Origin of the sequence: Roseovarius sp. CAU 1744, assembly GCF_039839345.1 — a bacterium.
Taxonomy (GTDB): domain Bacteria; phylum Pseudomonadota; class Alphaproteobacteria; order Rhodobacterales; family Rhodobacteraceae; genus Roseovarius.
In genome coordinates, this window is the sequence record NZ_JBDOQV010000004.1 from 87,875 (window position 1) to 105,690 (window position 17,816).

General features: G+C 62.5%; 19 protein-coding genes and 1 tRNA gene. 11 read left to right on the plus strand and 9 right to left on the minus strand.

Annotated elements, in window-relative coordinates; genetic code table 11:
- Positions 1-117: 117 nt before the first annotated feature.
- On the plus strand, positions 118-696 hold the full coding sequence (locus tag AAFO92_RS09115; RefSeq protein ID WP_347534420.1) for a YqaA family protein: 579 nt from the start codon (positions 118-120) through the stop codon (positions 694-696).
- 2 nt (positions 697-698) lie between these two features.
- Positions 699-1,169: a disulfide bond formation protein B gene (locus AAFO92_RS09120; RefSeq protein WP_347534421.1), complete on the plus strand. Its 471-nt coding sequence runs from the start codon at positions 699-701 to the stop codon at positions 1,167-1,169.
- A 232-nt stretch (positions 1,170-1,401) separates the two neighbouring features.
- Here the strand turns inward: AAFO92_RS09120 and AAFO92_RS09125 are convergent, their stop codons facing one another.
- Positions 1,402-1,830, minus strand: a complete 429-nt coding sequence (locus tag AAFO92_RS09125; RefSeq protein ID WP_347534938.1) for an Lrp/AsnC family transcriptional regulator — start codon at positions 1,828-1,830, stop codon at positions 1,402-1,404.
- A gap of 115 nt (positions 1,831-1,945) precedes the next feature.
- Between AAFO92_RS09125 and rocF the strand changes: the two genes are divergently transcribed.
- From rocF to AAFO92_RS09140, 3 genes are read left to right on the plus strand one after another with little or no spacing between them, the layout of a single operon-like run.
- Complete coding sequence (gene rocF, locus AAFO92_RS09130; RefSeq protein ID WP_347534422.1) at positions 1,946-2,875, plus strand: arginase; 930 nt, start codon at positions 1,946-1,948, stop codon at positions 2,873-2,875.
- Positions 2,872-3,804, plus strand: coding sequence for an arginine deiminase-related protein (locus tag AAFO92_RS09135; RefSeq protein ID WP_347534423.1), 933 nt, complete (start codon positions 2,872-2,874; stop codon positions 3,802-3,804). Before rocF ends, AAFO92_RS09135 begins: the two co-directional genes overlap by 4 nt.
- A 1-nt stretch (position 3,805) precedes the next feature.
- Positions 3,806-4,858: an ornithine cyclodeaminase gene (locus AAFO92_RS09140; RefSeq protein ID WP_347534424.1), complete on the plus strand. Its 1,053-nt coding sequence runs from the start codon at positions 3,806-3,808 to the stop codon at positions 4,856-4,858.
- Between the two features lie 66 nt (positions 4,859-4,924).
- On the opposite strand, the gene AAFO92_RS09145 is transcribed toward AAFO92_RS09140, so the two are convergent.
- The gene (locus tag AAFO92_RS09145; RefSeq protein WP_347534425.1) at positions 4,925-5,179 is read right to left on the minus strand and encodes an EF-hand domain-containing protein; all 255 of its coding nucleotides are present in this window, start codon (positions 5,177-5,179) and stop codon (positions 4,925-4,927) included.
- 259 nt (positions 5,180-5,438) lie between these two features.
- Between AAFO92_RS09145 and AAFO92_RS09150 the strand changes: the two genes are divergently transcribed.
- A complete protein-coding gene (locus AAFO92_RS09150) occupies positions 5,439-5,942 on the plus strand; it encodes an RNA polymerase sigma factor (RefSeq protein WP_347534426.1) in 504 nt (167 codons plus the stop codon).
- A 64-nt stretch (positions 5,943-6,006) separates the two neighbouring features.
- Positions 6,007-6,642 carry an FkbM family methyltransferase gene (locus AAFO92_RS09155; RefSeq protein ID WP_347534427.1) on the plus strand — a complete coding sequence of 212 codons (636 nt, stop codon included), beginning with the start codon at positions 6,007-6,009 and terminating at the stop codon, positions 6,640-6,642.
- A 6-nt stretch (positions 6,643-6,648) separates the two neighbouring features.
- Here the strand turns inward: AAFO92_RS09155 and AAFO92_RS09160 are convergent, their stop codons facing one another.
- From AAFO92_RS09160 to pdxH, 6 genes are all read right to left on the minus strand, one after another.
- Positions 6,649-7,401 carry a glycosyltransferase family 2 protein gene (locus tag AAFO92_RS09160; RefSeq protein ID WP_347534428.1) on the minus strand — a complete coding sequence of 251 codons (753 nt, stop codon included), beginning with the start codon at positions 7,399-7,401 and terminating at the stop codon, positions 6,649-6,651.
- A gap of 291 nt (positions 7,402-7,692) precedes the next feature.
- Complete coding sequence (locus AAFO92_RS09165) at positions 7,693-11,373, minus strand: vitamin B12-dependent ribonucleotide reductase (RefSeq protein WP_347534429.1); 3,681 nt, start codon at positions 11,371-11,373, stop codon at positions 7,693-7,695.
- Positions 11,374-11,970: 597 nt separating this feature from the next.
- A tRNA-Pro gene (locus tag AAFO92_RS09170) sits at positions 11,971-12,047 on the minus strand.
- A gap of 70 nt (positions 12,048-12,117) precedes the next feature.
- A complete protein-coding gene (locus tag AAFO92_RS09175) occupies positions 12,118-12,603 on the minus strand; it encodes a DUF192 domain-containing protein (RefSeq protein ID WP_347534430.1) in 486 nt (161 codons plus the stop codon).
- Positions 12,573-13,106, minus strand: coding sequence for a cold shock domain-containing protein (locus tag AAFO92_RS09180; RefSeq protein WP_347534431.1), 534 nt, complete (start codon positions 13,104-13,106; stop codon positions 12,573-12,575). The genes AAFO92_RS09175 and AAFO92_RS09180 overlap by 31 nt, the downstream gene beginning before the upstream one ends.
- Before the next feature lie 121 nt (positions 13,107-13,227).
- On the minus strand, positions 13,228-13,833 hold the full coding sequence (gene pdxH, locus AAFO92_RS09185; RefSeq protein ID WP_347534432.1) for a pyridoxamine 5'-phosphate oxidase: 606 nt from the start codon (positions 13,831-13,833) through the stop codon (positions 13,228-13,230).
- 172 nt (positions 13,834-14,005) lie between these two features.
- Between pdxH and fabI the strand changes: the two genes are divergently transcribed.
- Both fabI and AAFO92_RS09195 read left to right on the plus strand, forming a co-directional pair.
- A complete protein-coding gene (fabI, locus tag AAFO92_RS09190; RefSeq protein ID WP_347534433.1) occupies positions 14,006-14,812 on the plus strand; it encodes an enoyl-ACP reductase FabI in 807 nt (268 codons plus the stop codon).
- A 6-nt stretch (positions 14,813-14,818) separates the two neighbouring features.
- On the plus strand, positions 14,819-15,427 hold the full coding sequence (locus AAFO92_RS09195) for a LysE family transporter (RefSeq protein ID WP_347534434.1): 609 nt from the start codon (positions 14,819-14,821) through the stop codon (positions 15,425-15,427).
- Here the strand turns inward: AAFO92_RS09195 and AAFO92_RS09200 are convergent.
- A complete protein-coding gene (locus AAFO92_RS09200; protein ID WP_347534435.1) occupies positions 15,424-15,894 on the minus strand; it encodes an SRPBCC family protein in 471 nt (156 codons plus the stop codon). The two genes, AAFO92_RS09195 and AAFO92_RS09200, sit on opposite strands and share 4 nt — an antisense overlap.
- Before the next feature lie 112 nt (positions 15,895-16,006).
- Between AAFO92_RS09200 and gpt the strand changes: the two genes are divergently transcribed.
- On the plus strand, positions 16,007-16,525 hold the full coding sequence (gene gpt / locus AAFO92_RS09205) for a xanthine phosphoribosyltransferase (RefSeq protein ID WP_347534436.1): 519 nt from the start codon (positions 16,007-16,009) through the stop codon (positions 16,523-16,525).
- Positions 16,526-16,579: 54 nt separating this feature from the next.
- Positions 16,580-17,782 carry an aminotransferase gene (locus AAFO92_RS09210; RefSeq protein ID WP_347534437.1) on the plus strand — a complete coding sequence of 401 codons (1,203 nt, stop codon included), beginning with the start codon at positions 16,580-16,582 and terminating at the stop codon, positions 17,780-17,782.
- Positions 17,783-17,816: the final 34 nt, after the last annotated feature.

A 17,816-nucleotide genomic window follows, 5' to 3' on the forward strand; every position in this document is an offset into this window, starting at 1 on the left:
GGGCGGCGTCCAGTGCCCGCAGGCGGTTTTTTGGGCCCGTGCGCCATGCGCCGGGGCTTGACCCGCCCTGCCCCCCATGCTCTGAGGCGCCATGGCCCCAACGAACGACCACCACCCATGATCCGCGCTCTTTACGACTGGACCCTGCGCATGGCCGACCACCCGCGCGCGCTGTGGGTACTGGCATTCGTGGCCTTCATCGAAAGTTCGGTGTTTCCGATTCCGCCGGATGTGCTGATGATCCCGATGATCCTGGCGCGGCCAAACCGCGCCTGGCTGATCGCCGCGGTGGCAATGATCGCCTCGGTGGTTGGCGGGTTGCTGGGATATGCCATCGGCGCGCTGGCCTATGAGCAGGTCGGCCAGCCCATACTTGAAACCCTCGGCAAATCCGAGGCGATGGGCGAGTTCAATACCCGATTCAACGATTTCGGTTTCTGGGCCGTGCTGACCGCCGGGATCACGCCGTTTCCCTACAAGGTCATCACCATCATGTCCGGCTGGACCGGGATGCCGCTGTCGACCTTCATCATCACCTCGCTCATTGCCCGTGGCTTGCGGTTTTTCCTCGTGGCGGGGCTGTTGTGGAAATTCGGCTCGCCCATTCGTGAATTCATCGAGAGACGTCTGGGCTTGATGACTGTCCTGTTTGTGGTTTTGCTGTTCGGCGGGTTCTATCTTGTGAGGTATGTGTGATCATGACGGCGGAACGCAGATGGATCATCCTGGCCGCGGGCGGATCGGCATTTCTGTTGCTGGGCGCGCTGGCGTTTCAGCACCTGGGCGGATTGCCGCCCTGCAAGCTCTGCATCTGGCAGCGTTGGCCACATGTGATCGCCATCGGTATCGGCCTGCTGGCCCTGGCGCTGCCGGGGCGCGGGCTGCCGCTGTTGGGTGCGGTGGCCGCGTTCGCCACCGGTGCCATCGGCATCTACCATACCGGGGTCGAGCGCGGCTGGTGGGAAGGCCCGGCATCGTGCTCGTCGTCGGGGGTTTCGGGGCTAACGGCGGAAGAGCTTTTTGAACAGGTCATGTCCGCGCCGCTGGTGCGCTGCGACGAAGTTCCGTGGGAGCTTCTGAGCCTGTCGATGGCCAACTGGAACGCGATTATCGCTTTTGTGCTGATGCTGTTCTGGGTGAAAGCCACATTTACATCGGCCGAGGCCTAGGTAAGCCCGGGGCGCGCGATGGGCCGGTCTGAGCCCTTTGCAGCGCCCCGCACAGTTAACGCCGGAACCGTTTTCTGCGAAGAAAACGGGTAGGAAAATTGAAATTTTCCGATACGGAATTTTCGAAAATTCCGTTTCTGTCAATGCCAATTGAGTTCGCAAGAGCGACCGACGCTGCACGCGGCACCGATCATCTTGATCGCACAAGCCACCAGGTGCGCCGATGGGTATGTCAGGCCGAGGATTTGCGCGTGCTCAGCAGCAGGTTGGTCTCGGAATGGGCGATGCCATCCATCCGCCGGATATGGGCCAGCGTATTGTCCAGCTCTTCCAGCGTTCCGGTACCGATTTCGATGATGACATCCCACCGGCCATTGGTGGTATGGATGGCGCGCACCGTGCTCATGCCCGACAACTGGCGCAGGATCCGTTGCGTACCGCGCCCCTCGATCGCCAGCATCATCAGCCCGCGCACCGGGTCGCGGGCCACGTCGCCCTTCAGCACGACGGTGAACCCCACGATCTCGCCGGCATTGCGCAACCGTTCGATCCGGCCGCGCACGGTGGTCCGCGACACGCCCAGCGACGCCGCCAGATCCGAAAGTGACGCGCGGGCGTCGTGACGCAAGGCCGAGATCAATCGACGATCGGTTTCGTCCACTTCGAAACTTTCCATTTCCGTTTTGTCAAATCATGGCACGATTAGTGCAAAATGAGGGGTTAAATTCAACCCGTTTCGGCAGAATCATGATGCCGACAGCGATATTGAGGCCAAGATGACCCAAAAAACATGTATTCTGATCGGCGCACCGGTGGATAGCGGCAAGGCACGCCAGGGCTGCCTGATGGGGCCGGATGCCTATCGCGTGGCCGGCATCGCCGAGGCGCTCGCGGATCTGGGGCACAGCGTGATCGACATGGGCAACCTTGCGCCGGCTAAGGTCGAGCCCCCCAACGGCGCCCCGAAGCACCTGGTAAAACCCGCCGAGACCATCGGCTGGACCGTGACCCTGCGCGATGCGGCCCAGGATGCGATGAAGAACGGCTTGCCGATCTTTCTGGGCGGCGATCACAGCCTGTCGCTGGGTTCAGTCACCGGCGTTGCCAATCACGCGGCCAGCACCGGCCGGCCGCAATTCGTGCTGTGGCTGGATGCGCATAGTGACTATCACACCCCCCATTCCACCGCGTCAGGCAACCTGCATGGCACGCCGGTTGGCTATCTGGCGGGGCTTGCCGGGTTCGACGGCTTCCCCAAGGTCAAGAACCCCGTTCCGCAGGAACAGATCTGCCTGCTGGGCCTGCGATCCGTTGACGGGCCCGAGCGCGAGATGCTGCAGGCCACGAAGATCCACTGTCACGACATGCGCGCGATCGACGAATCCGGCATTGCCAAACCTTTGAATGCCTTCCTCGAGCTTGTGACCAGGGCGGGGGGCGATCTGCACGTATCCCTGGATGTCGATTTCCTCGACCCGTCCTTCGCGCCCGCCGTCGGCACCACCGTCCCGGGCGGCGCCACCATGCGCGAGGCGCATCTGGCGATGGAAATCATCTGTGACAGCGGGCTGATGACCTCGCTTGACCTGGTGGAGCTCAACCCGTTCCTGGATGAACGTGGCCGCACCGCACAGGTGATGGTCGATCTGGCGGCCTCGGCCCTGGGCCGTCGTGTCTTCGACCGGCCGACGCGGGCCTATACATGAGCGTTCAGGCGCCCTCCAGCGTGGTGATGATCCGGCCCAGCCGGTTCCATCCCAACCCCGAGACAGCGGCTGACAACGTATTCCAGTCCATGCCCGATCTGGCCACCGAGGAGATCGCGGCACGCGCACAAAGCGAATTCGACGGGGCCGTGTCGCGCCTGCGCGACGCGGGGGTGATGGTGCATGTGTTTCAGGACGAACGCGATGACACGCCGGATTCGATCTTTCCCAACAACTGGTTTTCCACCCATTCCGGCGGCCATGTGGCGCTGTACCCGATGTATGCCGAAAGCCGGCGGCGAGAGCGGCGCTGGGACGTGATCGAGATGCTCAAGCACAATTACCGCGTTGCCGAAGTTACCGATTATTCCGGGCTGGAGCCGGACGGGTTGTCGCTGGAAGGGACCGGCGCGATGGTGCTGGACCATATCGGGCGGCTGGCCTTCGTGGCGCGCTCTCACCGGGCGGACCCGATCCTGCTCGAGAGGTTCTGCACCCGCTTCGGCTATGAACCCATCGTGTTCGATGCGGTCGATGCCGGTGGCACACCGGTCTATCACACCAATGTGCTGATGGCGATCGGCACCGAGGTCGCAATGGTAGGCCTTGACATGGTGCCCGATGACGAGCGCCGCACCACGATCCGCGAGCGGCTCGAGGAAACCCGGCGGCAGGTGATCCCCCTCAGCCACCACCAGATCGCCGAATTCGCCGGCAACGCCATCGAGCTGGAAACGCCCGTCGGGCTGATCCTGGCGCTCTCGGCGCGGGCGGTGGCGGCGCTGGACCCCCGCCAGATCGCCATCCTGGAAAAATCCCTGCGGCTGGTGCCACTGGACCTGCCGACAATCGAAAGCGCCGGCGGCTCCGCCCGCTGCATGATCGCGGGCCTGCACCTGGCCCGCCGCCCCCCATCGAAGGAACACTGACATGACCAATCTTTCCCCTTCCGACAAGGCGCTGGTGCCCTTCGTTTCCGTCGACAACATGATGAAGCTCGTGCATCACATCGGTGTCGAAACCATGCTGAAGGAGCTGGCGGAATACATCGAAGCCGATTTCAGACGTTGGGAACTGTTCGACAAGACCCCGCGCGTCGCCAGCCATTCCGATGTGGGCGTGATCGAGCTGATGCCGACATCGGATGGCGAGGCCTATGGTTTCAAATACGTGAACGGCCACCCGAAGAACATGAAGGAAGGCCTGCAAACCGTGACAGCCTTTGGGCTTTTGGCCGATGTGCATACGGGCTACCCGGTGCTGCTGACCGAGATGACCGTGCTGACCGCGCTGCGCACGGCGGCGACCTCGGCCATGGTGGCGAAATACCTGGCGCCCAAGGGGGCCAGGACGATGGCGATGATCGGCAACGGCGCGCAATCCGAGTTCCAGAGCCTTGCGATGAAGGCGATCTGCGGTGTCGATACCGTGCGCCTTTACGATGTCGACCCTGCCGCCACCGAAAAGGCCGCGCGCAACCTCCAGGGCTGGGGCATGAACGTGGTGGCCTGCCAGACCGCCGAGGACAGCATGGAAGGCGCCCAGATCATCACCACCTGCACCGCCGACAAGCAATATGCCACGATCCTGACCGACAACATGGTCGGGTCCGGGGTGCATATCAACGCCATCGGCGGCGACTGCCCGGGCAAGACCGAACTGCACAAGGATATCCTGACCCGTTCGGACGTGTTCGTGGAATACCCGCCGCAGACCCGGATCGAGGGCGAGATACAGCAGATGGCGGATGATTTCCCGGTGACCGAGATGTGGGAGGTCATAAACGGCACCGCCCAGGGGCGGACCAGCGACCGCCAGATCACGCTGTTCGATTCGGTCGGTTTCGCGATCGAGGATTTCAGCGCCCTGCGTTTCGTCCGTGACCGGATCAGGGACACCGGGCTTTTCATCGAACTGGATCTGCTGGCTGACCCGGATGATCCGCGCGACCTCTTTGGCATGGTTCAGCGCGCCGCCGGCTGATATTTATTCCCCCCGGATCCGCTATTTTGGGGAACGGTGGACCCGGGGGGAACGTAACAGCTGGGCTCAGCTGTCACTGGGGGTCGGAACCAAGCCGTTCTCGATCCCGGAAATCATCTCGGCATCGTCCAGGACGCCGTCATTGTTGGTATCAACCTCGGCGAAGATCTCGGCGGTGATATCGGGATAGACGGCCTGCACCTCGTCGACGGTCATCACCCCGTCGCCGTTCGCATCCACTTCAATGGCGCGCTCGCCCATGGCGATGGCCGCGTTGGCCAGCACGCCAAGCCCGATCAGTATCACGATGAATTTGGTCATTAAGGTCTCCCTGGACGTTGTTGGTTGCCGAGGTGCGGTTTGCGTCCCTCTCATAGACAAGACGGAAAAACAGGCTTTTGCGTCCCGCCGCAACCGCCACACCCCCCACCGCGCAAAGCGCCGCCGATCGCATGCCGGCCAAGCGGCAGAAGCTTGCCCAAAAAGCGCTGCCGGGACGCATCGGCGGAATCTGCCCGTTTGAATCCAACACGTCAGAGGCGCAGATTACCTGTCACCGCAACCAGCCCGAGAGGCCCCGATGCCCTGTCCAACTGACCTGCCCACCGCGCTTTGCGCGCAGCTGCCGGCGATGCAGCGGCTGGCACGGCAACTGACCGGGAGCCGCGATCAGGCGCAGGATCTGTGCCAGGAGGTGCTGCTGAAGCTGTGGACGCGGCTTCAGGACGGACACGAGATCGACGATCTGCGCGCCTACGCGATGACCGCACTGCGCAACCAGTACCGGCAGCACCTGCGCGACGCGCTGCCCGGCGAGGAGCTGACCGAGGCCGACGAAGCGATTGCCCCTGTGGTCTTTGCCACCCTCGCCGTGCACGAACTTGAAACCGCCATCGCACGCCTGCCGGACCCGCAGGCACGGCTGATCCGGCTGGTGGCCGAGGGCGAAACCAGCCCGCTCAGGCTGGCGGAAATCACCGGCTGGCCGCTGGGTACGGTCATGTCGCGGCTGGCGCGTGCGCGGGCCAAATTGCGGGTCAGGGTGGGTTTAGGCGAAAAGTCACCAACGGCCGACCTGTTTTGACGCAGGCTTGCGCGATCGCAAGGCGCTGCTTAGAGATAGAAGTGGTTAGTGTAAGGGCGATGCGTTGGACGTATTGAAGAACTGGCAGGATCGGCGCGAACACCCCTGGAAAGACGTCTATTACGACGCGCTGCGCCTGTGGCGGGGGGAACGCGGGCATACCCTGCTCCATGACTACATGGAACTGCCCATAGGCGGCACCGTGTTCGATTTGGGCGGCGACAAGGGGGATTGGGCCGACACCGTCCTGAACCAGCAGCCCGATTGCACCATTCACCTGTTCGAACCGCACCCGCGCAAGGCGGCGACGCTGCGTGGCAAGTATCGCGAAGATGATCGGGTCAAGGTCTACGACTACGCACTCGGATCGGCCGAGGGCAAGCTGCCCCTGCCCGAAGCCTCGGTCAGCGGGGTCGAGGCGACCGTCGATGTGGTCTCGGTCAAGCGCTATTTCGACACGTTCGATTTTCCGCAGATAGACCTGGTGAAACTGAATATCGGCGGCGCGGAATACGATCTGCTGCCCGCCCTGATGCGCGCCGGCATTCTGCAGCGTATCGGCCGTTTGCAGATACAGTTCCACCTGCAGGGCGAAAGCCAGATTGCCGATCGTGATGACATCCGCGCGGGGCTGGCGGCCAGCCACGATTGCAAATGGTGCTACCCGTTTATCTGGGAAGAATGGCAGCGCCGCGCCTGATCACCGTCACAGCGCCTTGAGTACCTGATAGGCATAGGCCCGCAGATCGCGCCACCCTGCCCGGCCTCGGGTCTTGCGCCAGACATGGCGCAGTTCGGCCCGGCGGAGGGATTTCGTGACGGCGGCGCTGACCTGGCCCTCGTGCAGGCGATTGGCCACCAGGATTTCCGGCACGATCACCGGCGCGCCCAATTGCTGCGCGCAACGGTCGTAGAACTCGACATCCATCAGCCAGATCAGGCTCTCGTCGAAATGCAGCCCAACCTCGGCCCGCAGCGCCAGCACCGACGGGCTGGACACCGTGTTGCGCCCGAACCTGAGCTGGTCATTCAACCGCGGCACCATCGGGTTTTCGACCGTCTCACCGTCGCGCGATATGCCCGAGCCACACAGGAGCCAGCGCGCATCGTCACGATCGAAGCCGCGCACGATCCGGTCCAGCGCATCGTTGCGGGCCAGAAAATCGTCCTGGAACAGGATCTTGAGGATCCTCCCCGAGGCATGGCGCATGGCGTTGTTCGCATTGGCCGAGGATTGGCGCGGACCGTCGGTGAAATCGACCCGGCGGATATTCATGCCCTTGCCATAGCGGGCACAGACCTGCGCCACCGCGCCCGTGTCGGACTGGTCTGACACCACGATCTCGAAATCCCGGAAACTCTGCAGCTCGAGCCGGTCAAAGGACGCCGCCAGGTAGTCGGCCCCTTTGCCACCCATGTCATAGGCGGGAATGCAGATGCTGATGCCCGGTTGTGCCATGGGCCGGTTCTCTACCAGTCGGCATGTGTTCGCAACAGAAAAACGGGGGGCCTCGGCCCCCCTTTAGTTTCGCCACTCAAGCTCACTCTTTGTACCGCCCGGTTTCTGCCTGCGGCCTGAGCGTCGTCAGGGGCGAGCGCACCCGCCCCGGGAGGGGAGAACGGAGCCTGTAAAACCGCTCTCACCCTATCCGATGCCGCTTCACCCGAAGGGGGTGAAGGGCCTTGTTCGTCGGGGTCCGGCTCTGGAGGAGACCGGGACCCCTACGCGCCCCAGGAGGACGCGAGTTCCTCAGCTACACCCGCTTGTCGCGCCACAGGTGTTGCATTTCATGCAGGTGCCGTTGCGCACCAGCGTGTAGTTGCCGCAATCGCCGCAGGGGTCGCCCTCGTAGCCCTGCATCTTGGCCTTGGTGCGGGCGTCCATCGTGGTGGCCGCCGCCACTGCCGTAGTCGATGTGGTGGTCGTGGCCACCGCCGCGGCCGATGTTTCCGGCACCAGCGTTTCCAGCGTCGCCACCGGATCGGCCGCCCCGTTCAGCGCCGTGGCGCCGACGGTCTGACCGCCCTGCAGCACCACCAGTTCCTGCGGCAGACGCTTGCGCAGATAACCCGTCGAGCTGATCTGCTTCAGCACTTCGAGCGATTTGCTGGCGCCGGCTTCGGACAGTTCGGAGATGTTGCTGACGCCCTCTTCCTCGCCGCGGCCCAGATCGTCAAAGCTGGCGCCTTCGGGCTTCACATGGGCCAGGTCGGTGCGGTCCAGGTAGCTCACCGCCAGTTCGCGGAAGATGTAATCAAGGATCGAGGTGGCGTTCTTGATCGAGTCGTTGCCCTGCACCATGCCCGCCGGTTCGAACTTGGTGAAGGTGAAGGCATCGACGAATTCCTCCAGCGGCACGCCGTATTGCAGGCCCACCGACACGGCGATGGCGAAATTGTTCATCATCGCCCGGAACCCGGCGCCTTCCTTGTGCATGTCGATGAAGATCTCGCCCAGGGAACCGTCGGTATATTCGCCGGTGCGCAGATAGACCTTGTGGCCGCCCACAACCGCCTTCTGGGTATAGCCCTTGCGCCGCTCGGGCATCTTTTCGCGGTGCGATTTGACGATTTCCTTGACCACCACCTTTTCGACGATCTTTTCGGCCAGCACGGCGGCCTTTTCCTGGGGCGAGCCGCTTTCCAGCACCTCTGCCGCCTCATCGTCATCCTCGACCAGGGCCGCCGCCAGCGGTTGGCTGAGCTTGGAGCCGTCGCGGTAGAGCGCGTTGGCCTTGACGCCCAGCGACCAGCTGAGCTCGTAGGCGCTCTGGCAATCCTCGATCGTGGCGTCGTTGGGCATGTTGATCGTCTTCGAGATCGCGCCCGAGATGAAGCTCTGCGCCGCCGCCATCATGGTGATGTGGCTGTTGACGCTCAGATACCGCTTGCCCTTCTTGCCGCAGGGATTGGCGCAATCGAAGATCTGATAGTGCTCTTCTTTCAGATGCGGCGCCCCTTCCAGCGTCATGGTCCCGCAGACATGGTCGTTGGCGGCGTCGATATCGGCCTTGGAATAGCCCAGATGCGCCAGCAGATCGAAGGTCGGGTCGTTGAGCTTGGCCGCCGGGATGCCCAGCACGTTGGTGCAGAACTCCTCGCCCAGGGTCCACTGGTTGAAGACAAAGCGGATGTCGAAGGCCGAGCCCAACGCCGCATCGACCTTTTCCAGCTCGTTCGGGCCAAAGCCGTGGCCGATGAGCGAGGTGTGGTTGACGCCGGGCGCGTTGCCGATGGTGCCGTGACCCACCGCATAGCTGACGATTTCCTCGATCTGCGCGGGGCCATAGCCCAGCTTGTCGAGCGCGGCCGGCACCGACTGGTTGATGATCTTGAAATACCCGCCGCCGGCCAGCTTCTTGAACTTGACCAGTGCGAAATCGGGTTCGATCCCCGTTGTGTCGCAATCCATCACCAGCCCGATCGTGCCGGTGGGCGCGATCACCGTGGCCTGGGCATTCCTGAACCCGTGCTTTTCGCCCAGTTTCAGCGCCTCGTCCCAGCTGGCCATCGCCAGTTCGGCAAGACGGCTGTCGGGGCAGTTGGCAAGATCCAGCGGCACCGGTTTCACCTCCAGACCATCATAGCCTTCGGTCGCGCCATAGGCCGCGTTGCGGTGGTTGCGGATGACCCGCAGCATGTGGTCGCGGTTGCGCTTGTAGCCCGCGAACGGGCCCAGCTCCCCGGCCATTTCGGCAGAGGTCGCGTAGGACACGCCGGTCATGATCGCGGTCAGCGCACCACACAGCGCGCGCCCTTCGGCGCTGTCATAGCCCAAGCCCATGTTCATCAGCAGGCCGCCGATATTGGCATAGCCCAGACCCAGCGTGCGGAATTCGTAGGAAAGCTGCGCAATCTCCTGGCTGGGGAATTGCGCCATCATCACGCTGATCTCCAGCGTCACGGTCCAGAGGCGGGTGGCATGGACATAGGATTCAGCGTCGAACTGGCCGTCCTTGTAGAAGGTCAGCAGGTTCATCGACGCCAGGTTGCAGGCCGTGTCATCGAGGAACATGTATTCGGAACAGGGGTTCGACCCCCGGATCTCTCCGTCTTCCGGGCAGGTATGCCAGGCATTCACCGTGTCGTGGTACTGGATCCCCGGATCGGCACAGGCCCAGGCCGCGTGACCCACATCTTCCCAAAGCTCACGCGCCTTGATGGTCCGGGCCGTACTGCCATCGGTACGGTTGATGAGCGCCCAGTCATCATCGTTCTCGACCGCCTTCAGGAAGGCATCGGTGACGCGGATCGAGTTGTTCGAGTTTTGCCCCGAGACCGATGCGTAGGCCTCACTGTCCCAATCAGTGTCATAGGTCGGAAATTCGATGCTGTCATAGCCCTGTCTGGCATAATCCAGCACGCGTTTCACATAGGTCTCGGGGATCGCTGATTTCTTCGCCCCGCGAATGGCGTCCTTCAGCTGTTCGTTTTTCGTCGGATCAACCGCGTCTTCGCTGCTGCCGTCCCAGGCGCGGATGGCGGCGAAGATCTGGTTCAGGCGCTCCTCGTGCATCTTCGAGCCGGCGACGATGCTGGCCACCTTCTGCTCTTCGCGCACTTTCCAGTTGATGAACTCCTGAATGTCCGGGTGATCGGCATCGCAGATCACCATCTTGGCGGCGCGGCGCGTGGTACCGCCGGACTTGATCGCGCCCGCAGCACGGTCACCGATCTTGAGAAAGCCCATCAGGCCGGAGGACTTGCCTCCGCCTGACAGCGGCTCATCAGCGGCGCGCAGGGAGGAAAAATTCGTGCCGGTGCCCGAGCCGTATTTGAAAAGACGCGCCTCGCGCACCCACAGATCCATGATCCCGCCATCACCCACCAGGTCATCGGCGACCGACTGGATGAAACAGGCATGGGGCTGCGGGTGCTCGTAAGCACTGCTCGACTTGGTCAGTTTCTTGGTTTTGTGATCCACGTAGTAATGGCCCTGGCTGGGGCCGTCGATGCCATAGGCCCAGTGCAGGCCGGTGTTGAACCATTGCGGGCTGTTGGGGGCCGCCATCTGTTTGGCCAGCATCACCCGCATTTCGTCGAAATAGGATTGGGCGTCCTCTTCGGTGGTGAAATAGCCACCTTTCCAGCCCCAATAGGCCCAGGCACCGGCCAGACGGTCAAAGACCTGCTTGGCGCTGGTTTCGCCGCCCTTTTCGACATCATCCCCATCCGGGACCGAACGCCACAGGAATTCGGGAACGTCCTTTTCCTTGACCTTCTTCAGCCGCGCCGGAACCCCCGCCTTGCGGAAATACTTCTGCGCGATGACGTCGCTGGCAACCTGGCTCCAGCCGCTCGGAACTTCGACCTCGTCCAGGCGAAATACGATCTTGCCGTCCGGGTTGCGGATCTCGGAACTGGTGATCTTGAAGTCCAGCGCCGCATAGGCGTCTTGTCCGGCCTTGGTAAATTTACGTTCGATTTTCATTTTTGGCGCTGCCCCATGTTCCAGCTATTTCATGTCAAGTGTCGACCCGACGTTACAGGCCGACCGCCCTTCTCCTCAGACAGAAACCTACCCCCACCGCGACTAGCGAACATGCTGCGCAGAAAACCAGCCCGAGCATAGATCCGGGTATGTTTGGGTTTGTTGTCCCTGCCAGGCCGTCGCCACTATATGTTGTGGCTTGTCGGCCGGTTTACACAAACTGACGTATTTCCCCCTATCGGGTCAACGAAAATTTTTGGAAAAAATGAGGAAAAATTCGTTGACCGTCGCAATCCGTCGACAGCCGCGCGATCCCGTGTGATTCACCGCGCCCGATCTTTACGAAGGTTAATCCTGACATGCGGTTTTTGACGGTCCGGGAAAGCCTTTTTATTCGGCCCCTTTAGACCGGGGAACACAATGGCGGGGCGCGCGGCGTTCCGCTGGACAGGACTTCTGGAGCTTTGGCGTTCGCCCCGGTTAATGCCGTCCAAAAAAAAAGCACCACGTCATCCGTGTCGTCAAAATGTTACAAATCTGTGGTCGGCCCGCCACGGCGAGGTTCAGAATCACCCGCATTTAACTGAAAGGAATTCATGGTCGGGACGGCAAGATTCGAACTTGCGACCCCCTGTACCCAAAACAGGTGCGCTACCAGACTGCGCTACGCCCCGGACCGAGGCCGTATCTAATTGCGATTGGCGAGATTGAAAAGCCCAAAATCCGCGCATGGCGCGGGCGCCGTCAACAAGGCCAGACGGCCGTCGCCGGGTCAAAGGCCGGATGCCGCATCTGGCTGCCCTCGGCGATGCCCATGATCTCGGCCATGCCGCCATTGACTTCCAGCACCGCCATGATCCCCGGCCCGCCCATGATCGGACTTTCATCATGGGGTACGGCGTTGGAATGCACGCGGCGCACGGTGCCGGTTTCATCCAGAAAGATCATGTCCAGCGGGATCAGCGTGTTCTTCATCCAGAAACCGATGCGGTCGCTGGGCGCCGGATAGACGAACAGCATCCCGGCGCTCTTCGGCATGGTATCGCGGAACATCAGGCCGTGGTTGCGCTCGGCCTCGTCATCGGCGACCTCCACGGTAAAGCTCGCCTGCCCCCAATCGCCGCGCAACAGCACCCTGTCATCGCGGCATTCATTCGCAGAAGCGACGGCACCGGAAAACAGCAGGCACGCTACAGCGCCTAGCCCGATGCCTTTACCGCGGTTTCCCATCCACACACCTCTGTTGCCATCCGGCCCCGTTTACCTTCTATCACGCGGATTGCCACAGCCTCGCCGGGCTGTAAATCCGCCAGGCCGGAACGGCGCAACACTTCGATGTGAACAAACACGTCCTCATCGCGACCGAACGTGTTGGCAAAGCCGAACCCCTTGCCCTTGTCGAACCACTTGACCCGCGCGGGCTCAAGCGTGGCGGCGCTGATCACTTCGGGATCGACATCGTCAAGATCCAGCAAGCCGGAGGAAACCGCGTCCTGGGGCGGTTCGATGACATGCACTTCGACGGCCTGAACCCCGCGATCCGTGTCCTGCACGTCAATCTCAATACCTGCGCGGTCCGCGACAGAACTCTGCCCGAAATTTCGCAGTACATTTGCGTGCAACAGAATATCCGGTCCACCTTCGTCGGCCACTACAAACCCGAACCCTTTGACAGGGTCGAACCACTTAACTTGTCCTTTTACTCTGCGGGTACCTTCATTATCTTTCGTCACTTTGTCCTACCCAACAGTCTTCGTCCCCAAGACCTTAACAACTTTTGCGTCACTACCCGCTTTCATGCAAGCCAAAAAACCCCATAATTCTCAGCACTTTGCATTTTACGTATCGTGAACGTCACGGATTCAGCCGCTTTATCTCCCACGGTTTTTCGCAAGTGCCGCGGCGCCAGACAAATCTGTCATGCAGTCTGAAGGCACCGTCTGCCCAGAACTCAATCTCAACCGGGCGGATTCTGAAACCTCCCCAAAAGGATGGGCGCGGCGGATTTGTGCCTTTTTGCGCGGTGATCTTCGCCACCTTCGCCATCAGCGCCGCACGCGATGACAATTCCTGCGACTGCTCTGACGCCCAGGCCCCCAATCTGCTCTGTAACGAGCGCGAGGCGAAGTAGACATCCGCCTGCGGACCATCCTCGCGTTCGACCAGCCCGCGCACCCTCACCTGCCGCCGCAGGGATTTCCAGTGCATGACCAGCGCCGCCTTGCCCGTGGCGGCGATCTCCTGCCCCTTGGCGCTGCCGTAATTCGTGTAGAACACGAAAGCGTCCTGTTCGATTTCCTTCAGCAGGACCATGCGCGCATTGGGCATCCCGTCGGCGTCAACCGTCGCCAGGGCGACGGCATTCGGATCGTTCGGCTCGGACTCCGTCGCGTTGCCCAGCCACCTGCGGGCGATTTCGAATGGATCGTCACCTGCGAAAATTCCGTCACGGTCAGTCATCGGCTGAACTCATTACTATTGCCTTAGTTGCGGGTAGACCGCGAAAGCCTGCATATCAAGCTTGTATTTCCAATGCCCGGCTCTGATCGGCGGAGCTACGCCATGCCCTTGATGCCCTACGGCCAATCGCCTAAAGAAATCATATAACAAGAAAATAGGCCGAGGGCACGATATGTCGAACAATCTGATGGCAGGTAAGCGCGGGGTTATCATGGGCCTTGCGAATGACAAATCCATCGCCTGGGGCATCGCCAAGGCCTGTGCGGACGCCGGGGCGGAACTGGCCTTTACCTATATGGGTGATGCGTTCAAGAAACGCGTGGCGCCGCTGGCCGATCAGCTTGGTGTCGAGAACCTGTTTGACTGCGATGTCTCGGACCCGGCCTCGATCGACGCGGCGTTTGCCGAGATCGAGAAAGCCTGGGGCAGGATTGACTTCCTGGTGCACGCCATCGGCTTTTCCGACAAGAACGAGCTGCGCGGGCGCTACGTGGATACCAGCCGCGAAAACTTCCTGATGACGATGGACGTGTCGGTCTATTCCTTCACCGCCGTCGCCAAGCGGGCCGAGAAGCTGATGACCGAGGGCGGCGCGATGCTGACGCTGACCTATTACGGTGCCGAACAGGTGATGCCGCATTACAACGTGATGGGCGTGGCCAAGGCCGCGCTGGAAGCGTCGGTCAAATACCTGGCAGAGGATCTGGGCAAGGACGGCATCCGCGTCAACGCCATCTCCGCCGGTCCGATCAAGACCCTGGCCGCCAGCGGCATCGGCGATTTCCGCTATATCCTGAAGTGGAACGAGCTGAATTCGCCCCTGCGCCGGAACGTCACGATCGATGACGTGGGCAATTCGGCGCTCTACCTGCTGAGCGATCTGGGCAGCGGCGTGACCGGCGAAAACCTGCATGTGGACGCGGGCTATCATGTCGTCGGCATGAAAGCCGTCGATGCCCCCGATATCGACAAGACCTGAACCGTCATGGAAGTCGTCCATCTGATCGCGTTCAACATCGCGCTTCTTGCGGCCCTGATCAGCCCCGGACCGGCCATGCTGATGGCAATCCGCACGACGCTCAGCGCCGGCCGGCGCGCGGGTATCTTCTTTGGCATGGGGCTTGGCGCCGTCGCCGCCTGCTGGACCGGTGCCGCGCTGCTTGGGCTGAACGTCATCTTCCAGACATTTCCCGTGATCTACATGGCGCTGAAACTGGTCGGTGCGGCCTATCTGGTCTGGCTGGCGATCACGACCTGGCGCCACGCGGCGGATCCGATCCAGGCCGCCGGCGACGTCGGAACGCGCAACGCCGTTCTGAATGGCGCGCTGGTGAACCTGGCCAACCCCAAATCGGTTCTCTTTGCCTCGGCGGTGCTGCTGGTGATCTTTCCGCCGGACATGGGGCTTTCCGGCAAGATGATCGTGGTGGTCAACCAGTTCGTGGTCGAAAGCCTGGCCTACGCGCTGTTCGCCTTTGCCCTGTCGACCCGCCCCGCCCGCGATGGCTTTCTGCGGCTGAAACCGCGGCTTGACCGTGTCACCGCCGCCGTTCTTGGCGCGCTTGGGCTGCGGCTGCTGCTGGATCGCGCCTAGCCCGCGCGGCGGCGGGCCAGTTCGCGCCGCAACCCTGCCTCGCCACGCGCCATGGCCCAGCGGTGATTGGCGGCGAATGCGGGCCACAGGATCGGGGCCAGCAGGCGCAGCACGGGTTTGCCCACCACGACGGTCCAGTCATAGCGGATATCGGCAACCGGCCCGTCCTGCCTTAGCGTCCAGACGCCCTGCCCCTGCAAATCGCCCTCGGCCCGGATCGTCCAGCTGTTGGGGCGGTTCACCTCGGTGATCGTGCCCTGCCAGCGCAAGGTGTATGGCAGCCGCCCACGGCTGTGAAAGGCAACCTTGCGCCCCAGCCCGCTGTCATCCCCCGCCTCGACCACCCGGACCGACAGATACACCCCACCCCACCAGTCGGGCAGGCGTTCGACATCGCCAAGCACATCCGCGACCTCCTCTATCGTGGCCTCGATCCGCCAATGTGACTTCAGCATGCGGGATGACATGATCCACTCCGTTACACCCCGCAATTCTAGCCGGAACTGGTGCCAGTTCAAACTGCGGCTTCCGTTCACGGGCGGATTGCGCTATGCGCGGAGCAACCAAGGAGATACGCCGATGAACGACCGTTTGCCCCACGAGAAAGGCTTTCACGTCAGTTGGGATCAGTTGCATCGCGACGCCCGCGCGCTGGCGTGGCGGCTGGACGGTCAGGGGCCGGATGGCGGCGCGTGGAAGGCGGTGGTGGCGATCACCCGCGGCGGCATGGCCCCGGCGATGATCGTCGCGCGCGAGCTGGACATCCGCACCGTCGATACGATTTCGGTCAAATCCTACCATTCGGGCGGCGGCAAGGCCGATCAGCGGCGCGAGGCGCAGGTGCTGAAGGCCCCCGATGCCGAGATGATGGGCGAAGGCGAGGGCATATTGATTGTCGACGACCTTGTCGACAGCGGCAAGACCCTGGAACTGGTGCGTTCGTTGTACCCCCGTGCCCATTTCGCCTGCGTCTATGCCAAACCCGAGGGTGAGAAACAGACTGATACCTATATCACCTCGGTCAGCCAGGACACGTGGATTTTCTTCCCCTGGGACATGGCGCTGCAATATGTCCAGCCCTATCGCGGCGTCGATTGACCCCAAGGTTGCGCGCTGGCCCGCAAGGGCTGACAAGCAGTAACGGAGACCATAATGCCCATCCCCCGCACCGCCACGACCTTTTTCCCCCCGGTGATGGAGGCGCGCCGCTGGCTGGACGGTGTCACGTTTTCCGCCGATCGCCCGCTGATCAATGTCAGCCAGGCCGCCCCCGTCGATCCCCCGCCCGAGCCGCTGCGCCAGGCGATTGCCGACGCGGCATTGAACACACCCGAGGCGCATCTTTACGGGCCGGTGCTGGGCCTGCCCGATCTGCGGGAAGAGGTCGCGCGCCAATGGTCGGATGCCTATGGCGGCCAGATCACCGCGGCGAATGTCGGCATCACTTCGGGCTGCAACCAGGCCTTTTGCGCGATGATCGCCACGCTCTGCGCCGAAGGGGATGAGGTCATCCTGCCAACGCCTTGGTATTTCAATCACAAAATGTGGCTGGACATGGTTGGCGTGGCCTCGGTTCCGCTGCCCGCGGGCCCCGGTCTTCTGCCCGATCCCGACCAGGCGGCGGCGCTGATAACCGACCGGACACGGGCGATCGCGCTGGTCACGCCGAACAATCCGGGCGGGGTCGAGTACCCTGCCGACCTGGTACGCGCCTTTTTCGATCTGGCGCGCGCGCGCGGCATCGCGCTGATCGTCGATGAAACCTATCGCGATTTCGATGCGCGCACTGGCGCACCACATGACCTGTTCACAGATCCCGACTGGCACGACACGCTGATCCAGCTTTATTCCTTTTCCAAGGCGTTCCGCCTGACCGGGCACCGCGTGGGCGCCATGGTCGCGGCGCCGGAACGGCTGGCACAGGCCGAGAAGTTCCTGGATACGGTCACCATCTGCCCCAACCAGCTGGGCCAGATCGCGGCGCTTTGGGGGATGCGGAACCTGGCGCAATGGCTGGCGGGCGAGCGCGCGGAAATCCTCGACCGCCGCGCCGCCATCGAAGACAACATGCCCCGGCTTGCCGCCAAAGGCTGGGCGCTGAAAGGCTGTGGCGCCTATTTCGCCTACATGCAGCATCCCTTTGCGATCTCCTCGGACGAATTGGCCCGCAAGCTGGTGCCGGAGGCCGGTGTTCTGCTGTTGCCCGGCACAATGTTCACCCCCGAATCCGACCCCGCGGGCGGGCGCCACCTGCGCGTGGCCTTCGCCAACGTGGATCGCGCGGGGATCGGGCAGCTCTTTGACCGGCTTTCGGTGCTGGACTGGCCCCTTGCCCCTGCTGGGACGAGCGCGTAGACAGTCGCGAAGCACGACGTTTCCTCAGCAATGA